Consider the following 14,092-nt stretch of genomic DNA (forward strand, 5'->3'; position numbering starts at 1 on the left):
GTTGCCATTGGGCCGGGGAGCCTGAGAAGGGCTCGCCCGGTGAAGGGTCGAGGGCCGAGGGGTAAGGGCCCCGTCGGTCCGCCTGAGATACGCAGAACCCCGCTCCGGCGCGAATATAACCCGCGAAAACACCTTCTTCAGGAGGAACTGTCATGTGCAGACGCTGGTTGTTCGTCGGATTATTGGCCTTGCTGGGCCTTGCCTGGGCCCAGAACCGGGGCGGAACTCTCACCATCGCCATCCAGACCGAGCCCGCCGCCTGGGATCCCACCCAAGTGGCCGGGGCCGATATCTCGCGGGTGGTCTATGACAACGTGCTGCAGGGGCTGGTCAAGCGCAACGCCAAGGGAGAGATCGTCCCCGCCTTGGCCGAGAGGTGGACGGTCTCGAACAGCGGGCTAACCTACACCTTCAACCTGCGGCGCGGGGTGAAGTTCCACGACGGCTCCGACTTCACCGCCGCCGACGTGGTGGCCAAGTTCAACCGGGCCCGTAACCCCGACACCAAGGCTTCCGGTCACCTGCGCCCTGACCTGTACAAAGACATATCGGCCGTGACCGCACCCAACCCCTATACGGTGGTGTTTACCCTGCGTCAGCCCAACAACGACTTTTTGTTCACCCTCTCGCGGCCCGAGTCGCTCATCACCCCCAGCGGGGCTAAGCTCGAGGATTTACGAGCCAAACCCATCGGCACCGGCCCCTTCCGCTTCGCTGCGTGGGAGCGCGGGGTAGCGGTACGGCTCGAGCGCAACCCCAACTACTACATCCCTAACCTACCCTACCTGGACGGGGTGAACTTCCGCTTCCTGGGTGACGGCGATGCCCAGCTCGCGGGCCTACGCGCCGGTGACCTCGACGTGATCGCCTATAGCCTCTTGCCCGAAAACGCCCAGGTGCTAAGCCGCGACAACCGCTTCAAGGTCTTCTCCGGCTCCGGCACCGCCGAGGCCGTAGCCGGTTTCAACCACAGCCGCCCCCCCTTCAACGACGTGCGGGTGCGCCGGGCCATCACCTTGGCCACCAACAAGGACGAACTCATCCAGGGCGCGATGCTCGGTTACGGCACCAAGATCGGCTCGATGCGCAGTCCCGGCGAGGCCTGCTACGTAGACCTTTCGAACTTCAACCCCTACAATCCCGAGGAGGCCCGTAAGCTCCTAGCCGAGGCGGGATTTACTGCCCAGAACCCCCTCAAGTTCACCTACACCTTGGCCGCTGAGTTCCCCTACGAGCGCCGCATCGGCGAGGCCATGGTGGCCCAGCTCAACAAGTTGGGGCCGATGCTCCAGGTAAACATCCAGGTGGTGGATTTCAACACCTGGATCCAGCGGGTTTTCACCAACGCCGATTACGCCATGACCATCATCGGGCACGTGGAGGCCAACGACATCGGCAACTGGGCCAACCCCAAGTACTACTGGCGCTACAACAACCCCCGCTTCCAGCAGCTGTTCACCGCCTATTTGCGGGCCCCCAACATGCAAAAAGCCTGCGAGAACCTGGCCGCGGCCCAGCGCCTTTTGGCCGAGGATGCCGCCGCGGTCTTCACCATGAGCCTGCCTGCGTTGGGGGCCTACCGGGCCAACCTCCAGAACTGGCCTGGCTCCAGCCTCTCTCCGGGCATCGCCGTAGCCGAGGTATGGTGGCAAAAATAGGCTAAAGATGCCGCTTTTCGGGTAGCCGAAGCTGGAGCAAGGGGAGCTTGCTTCCAGCCCCGCGCCTTCGGCCGTTAGTTGCTGCGATGTTTGCCTATATCCTTCGCCGCTTGGCCTTTGCAGCCGTCACGCTCTGGTTGGCGACCTTGCTGGTGTTTGGCGCTTTGCTCTTGATCCCCGGCAACCCCGCGCAGGCCATCTTGGGGATCGACGCCACCCCCGCCGACGTGGCTGCGCTCGAGCACCGCCTGGGCCTGGATAAACCCCCCCTCGAGCGCTACCTGAACTGGCTGGGCGGGGTGTTGCGGGGCGACCTGGGCCAGAGCATCCGCTACGAGACCTCGATCTCGGGGCTTATTGCCGCCCGGTTGGGGATCACCTTGCCCATCGTGATCGCCGCGCTCCTGCTGGCGACGTTGATCGCGGTGCCTTTGGGGATCTTGGCCGCGCGGCGGGCCGGGAGCTGGGCGGACCTGGCGGTGTCGGCGGGGTCGCTGTTGGGGGTCGTGCTGCCCTCGTTTTGGGTGGGGTTGATGTTTATCTACGTTTTTATCGTCTGGCTCAAGTTGCCTTTGCCCTCGAGCTTCCCCATCGGCGGCTGGAGGGAACCGGCCAAGGCCATGGCGGCTTTGGTGCTGCCGGTGCTCACTGTGGGGCTGGCCAGCGCCTCGCTGCTGGTGCGGCTGGTGCGGGGGAGCGTGCTCGAGGTGCTGCACCAGGACTACGTGCGCACCGCCCGCTCCAAGGGGCTCTCCGAGCGGGTGGTGCTGTACAAACACGCCCTGCGCAACGCGGCCTTGCCGGTGGTGACGGTGCTGGGGCTGGAGTTCGCCAGCTTGCTCATCGCTACGGTGGTGGTAGAGACGGTCTTCGGTATCCCCGGTCTGGGCTCGCTCTCCTTGCTGGCCATCAGCGCGCGGGACTACCCGTTGGTGCAGGGGGTGGTGCTGACCATGGCCAGCTTTATCGTGCTGCTCAACCTGATCGTGGATCTGCTGTACGCGCTGCTCGACCCGAGGGTGAGTTATGCCTAGCCGGATGCCGCTTTCGCTGCGGATCGGCGGGGCGATCCTCGCCTTGATCCTGCTGATGGTGGTGGCGAGCGCGTTCAACCCCGTAGACCCCAACGCCACCACCCCCAACCGGCTTTCTCCCCCTTCGCTGGCCCACCCGCTGGGTACGGATATCCTAGGGCGGGATACGCTGGCGCGGGTCTTGGCCGGGGCTGAGAACGCCCTGTACGTGGGCTTGGTGGCGGTGGGCATCGGCTTATCGCTGGGATTGGTGCTGGGCGTTTTAGCCGGTTACTTTGGTGGCTGGCTCGACCAGGGGTTATCGGTGCTCTTAGAAACCCTCTACGCCCTTCCCGCCCTCCTGATCGCCCTGCTGCTGGCGGCCATTTTCAACCCCGGCGTCACCACCTCCATGCTGGCCATCGGGCTGGCGGCGGTCCCGGCCTTCGCCCGGGTAGCGAGGGCCAGCGCGCTTTCGGTGAAGGCCCAGCCCTATATCGAAGCAGCCCGGGCTTTGGGCATGGGCAACCTGCGGATCATGCTTCGGCACGTGCTCCCAAACATCCTGGGGCCGCTGGTAGTGCAGGCCAGCCTGGCTTTCGCGGCGGCGATCCTGGCCGAGGCTGCCCTGTCGTACTTGGGCCTGGGCACCCAGCCCCCCAACCCTAGCTGGGGCCGGATGCTGCGCGAGGCCCAGAGCTACCAGGAACTCACGCCCTTCCCGGTGATCTTTCCGGGTATGGCCATCGGGCTGGCGGTGCTGGGGTTTAACCTGTTGGGGGATGGGCTGCGGGACTGGCTCGATCCCCGGAGGAGATCATGAACTACAAGGATATGTTCCGGATGGACGGCGAGGTGGCGTTGGTGGTGGGCGGTGGCTCAGGGATCGGGCAGGCCGCCGCGGAGGCGCTGGCGGCGCAGGGGGCGAGGGTGGTGGTGGCCGATTTGAGGCTCGAGGGGGCTGAGGAGACCGCCTCCCGCATCCAGGCCGCTGGAGGCCAGGCCGAAGCGGTGCAGTTGGACTTGCTGGACGGCGGCGCAGTGCGCCACCGGATCAACAACATCCTCACCAAGTACGGGCGGCTCGATACGGCCGTCTCGACCCCCAGCATCAACGTGCGCAAGCCGCTGCTCGAGTACACCGACGAGGAGTTTGACCGGGTGCTCAGCGTAAACCTCAAAGGAACCTTTCACCTGCTGGCCGAGGCCGGTCGGGCGATGGCCGATCGGGGCTCGGGTTCCCTCATCGCTTTTTCTTCCATCCGCTCCTTGGTGGTCGAGCCAGGGCAGGGCGTGTACGCGGCCACCAAGGCCGGGACGGTGCAGATGATCCGGGCCCTGGCCGCCGAGCTCGGCCCCAAGGGAGTGCGGGCCAACGCCATCGGCCCCGGGGTGATTGACACCCCGCTCACCGCGCCCATCAAAAACCAGCCCGACTGGTACAACGCCTACGCGGCTAAGAGCGTGTTCGGCCGCTGGGGAAAACCCGAGGAGGTGGCCGGGGCGGTGGTCTTTTTGGCTTCCAAGGCCGCTTCTTACATCACCGGCACGATTATCTTCGTGGACGGCGGCTGGACGGCTGTGGACGGGCGGTTTACCCCCCCGCTCTAAGCCCCGTATTTTTGCAGCTTACCCGCGTGGGCCAAGAGCAGCGGCATCAGCTCCACCCCCCGCAGGTGCCCTAGCGAGCCCCTGGCCGCCTCGTCCTCGGTGAAGCGCTGGGCGGCATCATTGCGGAGGTAAGGGGCATGGAGCAAAAGCGGTACCGGGTGCCAGGAGTGGGCCTTGAGGAGGCTGGGGGTGGAGTGGTCGCCGGTGATGGCCAGCACGTCGGGCTTTAGGGCCAGGAGTTCGGGGAGCAGGGCGTCGAAGATCTCCACCTTGTGGGCTTTCTCGGCAAAGTTGCCGTCCTCGCCGGTAGAATCAGTCTTTTTGAAGTGCAGGTAGAAGAAGTCAAAGCGCTTCCAGTTCTCCTGCAAGGCTTTGATCTTGCCCTCCGGGGCGTCCTCCGCACCCTCGACGGGCAAGACCTCCATGCCCACCAGGCTGGCCACGCCCTTGTACATGGGGTAGCTGGCCACGCAGGCCGGGGTCAGCTTGTAGACCTGTTCCATGGTGGGGAACTTGGGCCGCTCGGAAACTCCGCGGAAGAGGGCGCCGTTGACCTTAGGCTCTTCTTTTAGCACCTCCCGGATGCGCGCCGAGAGGGCGTTGAGGATGGCAGCTGTCTTGGCGCTGGCCGTATCGCTCGGATCGAGGGCGTGGGACTGTAGCGGGGGCACCCCGGTTTTTTGGGGGTCGGTGTCGCTCACCTTGTCGCCCAGCCCCGCGGCGCGCAGGATCACCACGAAGCGATGCTCGCTCTCGGTGTAAAAGTGGATGCGTACCCCTTCGATCTCCTCGATGGCCTCTTTGAGCTTGGCCACGATGCGGCGGTTCTCCTCGTCGGAGGGCCGCCCGGCGCGGCGGTCGAGCACGTTGCCTTGGGTGTCTAAGGTGGCGAAGTTGCCCCGTACCCCGATGTCGCCATCTTGGAAGTCGGCCCCGATGCCGATGGCCGAGAGCGCTCCGCGCCCCACCAGGTACTTGAAGGGGTCGTAGCCAAAGAGCGCAAGGTGGCCAGGGCCGGAGCCGGGGGCTAAGCCCGGGTGGACCGGGGTGAGCAGCCCCAAGGCGCTTTTTTGGGCCAGCGCATCGAGGTTGGGGGTTTTGGCGGCGGCCAGCTCGGTGGGGCCACCGGGCTGCTGGGGCAGACCGCCTACCCCGTCCAACACCACCAGCAGGATCTTGGAGGGGGTTTTCTGGCTGAGTTCCTCGAGGATGGGGAATAAGTCCATGCGGCCATTCTACCCGGCTTCGGAGGGCTGCCGTACCCCTGTTCAGTAATAGATGGGCGGTCGGCTGCTCAACCACTCCTCGGGCAGGAGGCTATACATATACACATCCCAGGGCTCGCCGCGGATCCAGCGGTAGCGTCGCAGGAGTCCCTCACGGCGAAAACCCAGCTTCTCCAACGCCCGCTGCGAGCGCACGTTGTTTACGTGCACAATGCTCTGGATACGCCGCAGGTCGAGCGGTCCAAAGGCGAAGTCGAAGAGCACCACCTTGGCCTCGGTGTTGAGGCCCTGTCCCCAGTAGGGCCGCCCCACCCAAGTCTCGGTCTCGCCGAGCTTGTTCTCCCAGTCCACCTCCAACCCCACCACCCCGCAGGCTCGCCCTGCGAACTCGATGACGAACATCCCCTCCTTAGCTGCGAGGCGCTCGAGGTAAGCCCGGGTTTCCTCCTCGCTTTGGTGCGGGCTCCAGTACAGATAGGAGGTGAGCTGAGGGTCAGAGGCCAACGGGAAGAGGTCAGGGGCGTCCTCCCCTCGAGGGGGGCGCAGCAGTATCCGGGGGCCGCGCAGTTCCATGTGTAGGAACAGCTTAGCTCTTGTGTGGCGGGCGGGATAGTCTATCCCCAGACGAGGCAAGGGCGTAACGCCGTACGCCAAACGCTAAACGCGACTTAGGTCATACGTCGTACGTTTTTTCATACGCAATACGCAAAACGCCAGACGCTAAACGCGGGGGTAGATTCCCTATCGGGACGGCGTGTCGCCGTACACCTAGGGGACGATCCCCTGTCGGGACGAGCAAAGCTCGTACACCCGGGGTAGATTCCCTGTCGGGAAGGCGTACTACTCGCAGAGGGGGTTAGGGTGGGGACGGTGTATGTCGTAGGCCCTCCTGGGGGTGCTGAGCCCGCGGATTGCAAAGGCCGGAGAGGTCCGGGTTTCCCAGTCAGCGGGGTTGTTCTTGTTGCCGGTGGGCTCGAGCCCCTAGAACCGGTTTGAACTCGGCCTCGGGGTTGACTCGGTTTCCTTGTACGTAGAGATGTAGTTCCCCTCCCAGGCCAGGACGAAGATCCCGCTGGGGTGGTGTTGCGCTCGGTGAACCAGGCCCGGCCGGCTTTGTTGGATCGGCTTGTCTGGCTGCTGAAGATGGCCACCGGATAGATCCGGAAGAGCACATTTTGGCATAGATCGCCGGAGTTCCCGGCTAAGGCAGCGCTCCCGCCCCTACGGCGTGCGTCGAGCCCTCGGCGTTTCGCTATGATGTTCGGGTATGGCGAAGGATAGAGGCCTGACCCCGCAATCTGAAGATTTCAACGAGTGGTACAACGAGGTGGTGCTCAAAGCCGACCTGGTGGACTACGGCCCGGTGCGCGGCACGATGGTCATCAAGCCCTACGGCTACGCCCTGTGGGAAGGCTTGCAGCGCGAACTCGACCGGCGTTTCAAGGAGACCGGCCACCAAAACGCTTACTTCCCCCTGTTCATCCCCATGAGTTTCTTCCAAAAAGAGGCTGAGCACGTCGAAGGCTTCGCTCCCGAGTTGGCGGTGGTGACCCATGCCGGAGGAGAGGAGCTCGAGGAGCCCCTGGCCGTGCGGCCCACCTCCGAGACCATCATCGGGCATATGTGGGCGAGCTGGATCAAGAGCTACCGCGACCTGCCGCAACTGCTCAACCAGTGGAATAGCGTAGTGCGGTGGGAGCTACGCACCAAGCTTTTCTTGCGCACCAGCGAGTTCTTGTGGCAAGAGGGCCACACCGCCCACGCCACCCAGGAGGAAGCCGAGGAGGAAACCCGCCGGATGCTGGAGATCTACGCCGCAGTCTTGCGCGAGTACGCCGCGGTGCCGGGTTGGGAGGGCCGCAAGACCGAGTCGGAGAAATTCGCCGGGGCTGAGTACACCCTCACCTACGAGGCCATGATGCGCGACGGCAAAGCCTTGCAAAGCTGTACCTCCCACTACTTTGGGCAGAAGTTTGCGCGGGCGTTCGAGATCAAGTTCCAGGACAAAGACCTCCAGACCAAGTACGCCTACACCACCTCCTGGGGTTTCTCCACCCGCGCGGTGGGGGCCATCATCATGACCCACGGCGACGACAAAGGCCTCATCCTGCCGCCCAAGCTGGCTCCCATCCAAGCGGTGATCGTGCCCATCTACAAGGAGGACACCCGCGACAGGGTGCTCGCGGCAGCGGCGGGACTGGCCCAGGCGCTCAAGGCGGCGGGGATCCGGGTTCACCTCGACGACCGCGACCAGTACAGCCCCGGGTTCAAGTTCAACGAGTGGGAGCTGAAAGGGGTGCCCTTCCGCCTCGAGCTGGGTCCCCGCGACGTGGAAGCCAAGACCGTGGTGCTGGCCTCGCGCCTGGGTGGGAAAGAGGCCCTGCCCATAGAAGGGATGGCGCAAACCCTAGCCGATAGGCTCGAGGCCTTCCACGAGGCGTTGTACCGGCGGGCGCTCGAGTTCCGCGACACCCACACCTGGGCAGCCGACGACTACGAAGAGTTCAAGGCCAAGGTTCAGGAGGGCTTCGTCAGGGTGTTCCACTGCGGCGAGGCGGAGTGCGAGCGGGAGATCAAGGCCGAGACCACCGCCACCACCCGTTGCATCCCCTTTGACGAGCCCGAGGCCCACGGCCCCTGCATCCGTTGCGGCCGCCCCAGCGCCTACGGCCGGCGGATCCTTTTTGCCAAGGCGTACTGAGGAGCGGATGACCCGCTGGTCAGTTGCGGGGTATACTCTTAGGCTGTGAGCCCCGCCCCCTGTCCTAGGGAGTCCACCAGGGCGAAGAAAGAGCGCGCCGCGAGGATCCTTGCGGTGTTGGAGCAGCGCTACCCCGGCGCCGCCAGCGAGCTTGCGCACCGCAATCCCTTTGAGCTTTTGGTGGCCACCGTGCTCTCGGCGCAGGCCACCGATGCCTCGGTAAACCGGGCCACACCCGCGCTGTTTGCCCGGTATCCTGACGCCCGCGCCTTGGCGCAAGCCACCCCGGCGGAGGTAGAGCCCTTTATCCGCTCTATCGGGCTTTACCGTAGCAAAGCCCGAAACCTCGTCGCTTTGGCCCAGCGCCTGGTGGAGAGGCACGGTGGAGAAGTCCCCCAGGACAAGCAGGCCTTGATGCAGCTGCCGGGGGTGGGCTGGAAGACCGCTACGGTGGTGCTGGGAGCGGCCTTCGGGATCCCCGGGATCGCCGTGGACACCCACCTGACCCGGCTCTCCCGCCGGCTCTGCTTCTCCCAAGCCAAAGACCCCGAGCGGATCGGGGCCGAGTTGGAACGCCTCTTTCCCCGCGAGAAATGGGTTTTCACCCACCACGCCCTGATCCTCCACGGGCGCTATGTCTGCACGGCCCGCAAACCGGCCTGTGAGCGCTGCCCCCTCTACGCCTACTGCCCCAGCAAGGGCGCCTGGTAGCTGGCGTGGCGGGCGCTCCGCCTAAAGTCTGATGCATCGCTTGGGGATGTATGCCATTACTCTCTCGTATGAACCCTATCTACCGCATCCTCGCCGCCTCCTTTTTCTGGGGCATGGGCGGGAGCCTGAACTGGCTTTTCCTAAATTTTCACCTCGAGGCCTTGGGCCTTAGCAAGTCCCTGATCGGTTACGCGAACGCCACCCCCGCGGTGGCCGGGGTGCTCTTCAGCCTCCCCTTGGCCTTTTTGATCCCCCGGCTGGGGTATGCCCGCAGCATCCTGCTCGGAGGACTGCTGGCGATATTGGGGGTACTGGGTGTGGCCTCGGGGGTAGCGGTGTTTCCCGGGCTTTTCCTCTCTGGGGCGGGCCAGCTTTTCGTGACGGGAGCGGTGGCCCCTTTATTGGCCCGGCTGGTGCACCCCGATCAGCAGGTCAGGGTGTTTGCTTGGCAAGGGGCGTTGGGTACGGGCTCGGGTTTTCTGGGGAGCCTGATCGGGGGGGTGCTGCCCCACCTGATTGGGCGGGAGTTCGTAATGTACGGGGTGGCCCTCTCCTTTGTGCTCTCCGTGCTCTGCGTGAGGGGCCTGAAAGACGCCCCAGGGTCGGCGAGGCGTTTTGCTCTGCGGAATCCACGGGCTTGGCTCTTGCTGCTGTTGCCTCAGGGCATCGTCTCGCTCGGGGCTGGGCTCACCATGCCCTTTCTCAATCTTTTTTTGCGGGGTAAGTTTGCCCTCGATTACACCGCCGTGGGGGGGCTCTTCGCCCTTAGCTCCCTCGCTACCATGGCGACCATGCTGGTGCAGCCTTATCTGGTGCGGCGGATGGGCAAGGTGGGGGCCATCATCTTCGTCCAGGCGGCCTCGTTGCCGTTTTTGGTGATCCTGGCCTGGGTGCCGTGGCTCCCTTTGGTCACCGTGGCCCTCTTCGTGCGGGGGGCCTTGATGAACGCGGCGGGGCCGGTGTACACCGCGCTGGTCATGGACCATCTGGACGAAGAGGAGCGCTCGGGCTTTTTGCTCGTCGAGGGGAGCGTTTGGCAGCTGGGCTGGGCGGGTGCAGCGGCGGTTTCGGGGCGGGTGCAGCAGGCCATGGGGATCGGGGGGTTCGATTATCTGTTCGGGGCCATGCTGGGGCTGTACATGGCTTCGATCCTGTGTTACCCGCTCTTTTTCCGCCCGCGGCGGCGTGCGGCGGAGGGGGTTTAGGGTCAGCTCGCCGGTAGGGAAAAGCCAAGCGCACGGTTACATCAGCCGCAAGCTGGGATCAAGTGCGTTGAAGGCCTTGAACTATTTTTGCTCCGAGACCGCTGCGTAGGCTCCCAGGGCGATCATCGTACAACCCGCCGTGACCCTCGAGCCCCGGCGAAACCGGGGGCTATGGTTCATGCGAGCCCCCAGCGGGCCGGCCAGGAGCGCCACGATCACGTCGGCCAGGGTGTTCAAGGCCACCGAGATCGAGCCCAGCAGGACGAACTGCCAAAATACTCCTCCCGCTGCCCGGTCCACGAACTGGGGGATAAAGGCCAGGAAGAACAGGGCGGTCTTGGGGTTGAGCACCTCGGTCACGATGCCCTGGCGAAAGGCGGCCCAGTTGCTGCCGAGGACTTTCACTTTCGGCTGATGCGGTTCGCGGCTCAGCAGGGTGCGCACCCCGAGATAGACCAGGTACGCGGCCCCGGCATACTTCACCACGCTAAACGCCACCGCTGACGTGGCGAGGAGCGCCGAGATACCGATGGCTGCGGCGAGGACGTGAACCATACCCCCGACCCAGGTTCCCAGCGATGAGGCTATACCCTCCCCCCGGCCCCCGCGCAGGCTACGGGCCAGCACATACAGCATTCCCGGGCCGGGGGTCGCGGCCAGCACTACCGCAGCGGCCAAGAAGGTGGCGAAGGCGTGGGGTTGGGGCATGGGGTTATTATATTGGAGTGACCGTCCTTGACCACCTTGTCGTCGCGGCCCGAACCCTGGGCGAAGGCTCCGCTTACGTCGAGCAGGTTCTGGGCCTACCGACGAGCCCCGGCGGGAAGCACCCCAAGATGGGTACCCACAACCGCCTACTGAACCTGGGTGGCGGGGTCTACCTCGAGGTCATCGCCATAGACCCTCAAAGCGCTCCGCCAGACCGCCCGCGCTGGTTCGGCCTCGACTCCCAAGCCGTGCGAGAAAGCCTCGAGGCTGGCCCCCGGCTCATCCACTGGGTGGCCCGCACCGATGGGTTGGAAGGGGCGCTGGCAAGACTGCCCGAACTGGGCCGTATCCACCGCATGAGTCGGGATGACCTTTCTTGGGACATCACCATCCCCGACGACGGGAGCCTGCTCGAGGGTGGCCTGGTCCCCACCCTGATCAGCTGGGGCGATACCCCCCACCCCACCACCCGGCTCCCCGAGGTGGGGTGTCGGCTGGTGGGGCTGCGCGGGGTTCATCCCCGGCCCGAGCGGGTAGCCCAGGCGCTTTGGAAACTGGACATGGCCGAGGCGCTCGAGCTGCACCAGGGCGAGCAGGTCGGCCTCGAGGCCAAAATTCAAACCCCCGGGGGCTTGCGCCTGCTCCGATAGCCCGGCGGCCTATACCTTTTCCCGGTAAACTTGGTAGGCTAGACCCACAACCCCAAGGAGTCAGCCATGAACGGCCTGATGATGGATTTCCCCCTCACCCTAAACCACTTCCTCGAGCGCGCCGGGAAGCTCTTTCCCCAAGAGGAGATCGTCACCCGCCTTCCCGACAAATCGCTCCACCGCTACACCTACGGCGACTTTTACCGCCGCGCGCGGGCCTTGGCCGAGGCGCTGCAAAAAGCCGGGCTCGCTCCGGGCGACCGGGTAGCGACCCTCTCCTGGAACACCTACGCGCACCTCGAGGCCTACTTTGGCATCCCCGCGGCGGGGGGCGTGCTGCACACCCTCAACCTGCGGCTGCACCCCTCCGATATCGCCTACATCATCAACCACGCCGAAGACCGCTTCCTCATCGTAGACGACGTGCTCTTGAAGCTTTATGAGGCCATCAAGGATCAGGTCAAGCTGGAGCGGGTGATCGTCGTGCCGCTCACCGGGCAGCCCGTCCCCGAGGGGCTTACCAGCTACGAGGACTTCCTGGCGACCGCCAGCGGCGATTTCGCCTACCCCGAGATCGAAGAACGCGCCGCGATGGGCCTGTGCTACACCTCGGGAACCACCGGGCGGCCCAAGGGCGCCCTCTACTCCCACCGCTCGATGGTGCTGCACAGCCTGGGCTCGGCGTTGCCGGATGCCCTCAACCTATCTGGCCGCGATACCTTGTTGCCGGTGGTGCCGATGTTCCACGTGATGGCCTGGGGGCTGCCCTTCACCGGGGTGATGACCGGGTGCAAGCTGGTGATGCCGGGGCCGCACTTGGACCCGGTGAGCCTCCTGGACCTCTACGAGGGCGAAAAAGTCACCAAGACCGCCGGGGTTCCCACCATCTGGCTGGGCATCCTCCAGGCATTGCAGAAAGAGCCCAACCGCTGGAAGCTCGAGCCCATGGAGATGGTGGTGGGGGGTTCCGCTGCCCCCGAAGCGATGATCCGGGCCTTCGATCAGTTCGGCCTCAAGGTGTTGCACGCTTGGGGCATGACCGAGACCAGCCCGCTGGGAACCACCAGCCGTCTCAAGCGCCACCTGTTGAACCGACCCCCCGACGAGCAGTACCGCTACCGGGCCAAGCAGGGCCTGCCCACCCCGCTGGTCGAGGTGCGGGCAGTGAACGAGCAAGGCCAGGTGCCCTGGGACGACAAGACCCTGGGCGAACTCCAGGTGCGGGGGCCGTGGGTGGCCTCGAGCTATTTCCGGCTCGAGGCCGAGCGCGACAAGTGGACCGAGGACGGCTGGTTCCGCACCGGCGACGTGGTGGCCATCGACCCCGAGGGCTACGTGCGCATCGCCGACCGCACCAAGGACCTGATCAAGTCGGGCGGGGAGTGGATCAGCTCGATTGACCTGGAAAATGCCCTGATGAGCCACCCGGCGGTCAAGGAGGCGGCGGTAATCGCCCTACCGCACCCTAAGTGGGATGAGCGCCCCCTGGCGGTGGTGGTGCTCAAAGAGGGGATGAGCGCCACCCCGGAGGAGCTGCGGGCGTACCTCGAGCCCAAATTTGCCAAGTGGTGGCTGCCCGACGCCTTCGTCTTCGCAGACGAGATCCCCCGCACCAGCACCGGCAAATTCATGAAAGCCCGCCTGCGCGAGCAGTACCAGGGATATCGCTGGGAGCAGGGCAAAGCGAGCGCCGAGGGATAGCGCAGCCTGGGCAGCGGATGGATAAACGCCGTCACCGCCACCTCATCACCGTGCAACCCGGAGACATTGACGAGCTGGGGCACGTCAACAACGCCGTGTACCTGCGCTACCTCGAGGACGTAGCCCGGGCTCACGCCCGGCGGGTGGGGATGCCGCTCGAGCGCATGCGCGAGCTGGGGGCGCTCCCGGTGGTGCGCCGCCACGTCATCACCTACCACCGCGCCGCCACGCTGGGTGAGCGGCTTTGGGTCTCGACGGAGATCCTGGAGGCGGGGGGCCTCCGCGCCAAGCGGCACAACGAGGTGCGCCGGGCCACGGACGAGGCGTTGCTGGTGGAAGCCGACACCGACTGGGTATGGGTGGATCCGGTGCGGGGGCGGCCCTGCAACTGCCCCGCGTTGCTGCTTGAAGCTTTTGGCTTTTAGCGCCGCTCGAGGTCTAGGAAGCTGAACGAGAACGCATGCCGTCCGTCGGCGGGGTGAAACACCCGGTTCGTTTCCCTCCACCCGGAGAGGTCGAACTGGGGAAAAAAGGTGTCCGCTCCCGCGATCTCGGCATCCACCAGGGTTAGCCGCATCCGCTGGGCGAGGGGAAGGGTGAGGGCGTAGACTTCCCCGCCCCCGATTACCATGATCTCTCCGCCCCCCAGGCCGGCCTCGAGGCTGTGGACCACCTCCACCCCCTCCGCCCGGAAGTGGGGATCCCGGCTCAGCACCACGTTCCGGCGCCCCGGCAGGGGCCGCCCCAGGCTCTCGAAGGTTCTGCGCCCCATCAGCACGGTATGCCCCAAGGTGAGGGCCTTGAAGCGCCGCAGGTCGTCGGGAAGGTGCCAGGGGAGCCGCCCCTCCTTGCCGATGGCGCGGTTGCGGTCCATGGCCGCAATCAGGGTGAGGGAGGGGGCCTCCATC

General features: G+C 65.3%; 14 protein-coding genes. 10 read left to right on the top strand and 4 right to left on the bottom strand.

The genetic code is table 11. From position 1 onward, the window contains the following. Positions 1 to 152 precede the first annotated feature (152 nt). From DNA98_RS03220 to DNA98_RS03235, 4 genes are all read left to right on the top strand, one after another. Positions 153 to 1,658 (top strand): ABC transporter substrate-binding protein, encoded by a 1,506-nt coding sequence (locus tag DNA98_RS03220; protein WP_110525672.1) that lies wholly within the window; start codon positions 153 to 155, stop codon positions 1,656 to 1,658. Positions 1,659 to 1,744: 86 nt separating this feature from the next. Then, positions 1,745 to 2,692 (top strand): ABC transporter permease, encoded by a 948-nt coding sequence (locus DNA98_RS03225; protein ID WP_110525675.1) that lies wholly within the window; start codon positions 1,745 to 1,747, stop codon positions 2,690 to 2,692. After that, positions 2,685 to 3,494: an ABC transporter permease gene (locus DNA98_RS03230; RefSeq protein ID WP_110525677.1), complete on the top strand. Its 810-nt coding sequence runs from the start codon at positions 2,685 to 2,687 to the stop codon at positions 3,492 to 3,494. Before DNA98_RS03225 ends, DNA98_RS03230 begins: the two co-directional genes overlap by 8 nt. Beyond that, a complete protein-coding gene (locus DNA98_RS03235; RefSeq protein ID WP_110525680.1) occupies positions 3,491 to 4,282 on the top strand; it encodes an SDR family NAD(P)-dependent oxidoreductase in 792 nt (263 codons plus the stop codon). The genes DNA98_RS03230 and DNA98_RS03235 overlap by 4 nt, the downstream gene beginning before the upstream one ends. Here DNA98_RS03235 and DNA98_RS03240 read toward each other — a convergent pair. After that, on the bottom strand, positions 4,279 to 5,508 hold the full coding sequence (locus DNA98_RS03240) for a 2,3-bisphosphoglycerate-independent phosphoglycerate mutase (RefSeq protein WP_110525683.1): 1,230 nt from the start codon (positions 5,506 to 5,508) through the stop codon (positions 4,279 to 4,281). The two genes, DNA98_RS03235 and DNA98_RS03240, sit on opposite strands and share 4 nt — an antisense overlap. A 42-nt stretch (positions 5,509 to 5,550) precedes the next feature. Then, positions 5,551 to 6,081 carry a GNAT family N-acetyltransferase gene (locus DNA98_RS03245; RefSeq protein ID WP_110525686.1) on the bottom strand — a complete coding sequence of 177 codons (531 nt, stop codon included), beginning with the start codon at positions 6,079 to 6,081 and terminating at the stop codon, positions 5,551 to 5,553. 694 nt (positions 6,082 to 6,775) lie between these two features. On the opposite strand from DNA98_RS03245, the gene proS reads away from it, so the two are divergent. From proS to DNA98_RS03260, 3 genes are all read left to right on the top strand, one after another. After that, positions 6,776 to 8,209, top strand: coding sequence for a proline--tRNA ligase (proS, locus tag DNA98_RS03250; protein ID WP_110525689.1), 1,434 nt, complete (start codon positions 6,776 to 6,778; stop codon positions 8,207 to 8,209). Between the two features lie 45 nt (positions 8,210 to 8,254). Further along, complete coding sequence (nth, locus tag DNA98_RS03255; RefSeq protein WP_110525692.1) at positions 8,255 to 8,920, top strand: endonuclease III; 666 nt, start codon at positions 8,255 to 8,257, stop codon at positions 8,918 to 8,920. Between the two features lie 68 nt (positions 8,921 to 8,988). Beyond that, a complete protein-coding gene (locus DNA98_RS03260) occupies positions 8,989 to 10,125 on the top strand; it encodes an MFS transporter (RefSeq protein WP_110525695.1) in 1,137 nt (378 codons plus the stop codon). Positions 10,126 to 10,206: 81 nt separating this feature from the next. Here DNA98_RS03260 and DNA98_RS03265 read toward each other — a convergent pair whose 3' ends face one another. Further along, positions 10,207 to 10,833, bottom strand: a complete 627-nt coding sequence (locus DNA98_RS03265) for a LysE family translocator (RefSeq protein ID WP_110525697.1) — start codon at positions 10,831 to 10,833, stop codon at positions 10,207 to 10,209. Between the two features lie 17 nt (positions 10,834 to 10,850). Here DNA98_RS03265 and DNA98_RS03270 point away from each other — a divergent pair, with 17 nt between their 5' ends. From DNA98_RS03270 to DNA98_RS03280, 3 genes are all read left to right on the top strand, one after another. Next, the gene (locus DNA98_RS03270) at positions 10,851 to 11,483 is read left to right on the top strand and encodes a VOC family protein (protein WP_233493053.1); all 633 of its coding nucleotides are present in this window, start codon (positions 10,851 to 10,853) and stop codon (positions 11,481 to 11,483) included. Between the two features lie 66 nt (positions 11,484 to 11,549). Next, positions 11,550 to 13,184 (top strand): long-chain fatty acid--CoA ligase, encoded by a 1,635-nt coding sequence (locus tag DNA98_RS03275; protein WP_110525700.1) that lies wholly within the window; start codon positions 11,550 to 11,552, stop codon positions 13,182 to 13,184. A 17-nt stretch (positions 13,185 to 13,201) separates the two neighbouring features. Further along, positions 13,202 to 13,609, top strand: coding sequence for a thioesterase family protein (locus tag DNA98_RS03280; RefSeq protein ID WP_110525703.1), 408 nt, complete (start codon positions 13,202 to 13,204; stop codon positions 13,607 to 13,609). Here the strand turns inward: DNA98_RS03280 and DNA98_RS03285 are convergent. Then, on the bottom strand, positions 13,606 to 14,091 hold the full coding sequence (locus tag DNA98_RS03285; protein ID WP_110525706.1) for a dihydrofolate reductase: 486 nt from the start codon (positions 14,089 to 14,091) through the stop codon (positions 13,606 to 13,608). The two genes, DNA98_RS03280 and DNA98_RS03285, sit on opposite strands and share 4 nt — an antisense overlap. Between the last annotated feature and the right edge of the window lies 1 nt (position 14,092).

The organism is Meiothermus sp. Pnk-1 (assembly GCF_003226535.1).
Lineage (GTDB): Bacteria > Deinococcota > Deinococci > Deinococcales > Thermaceae > Allomeiothermus.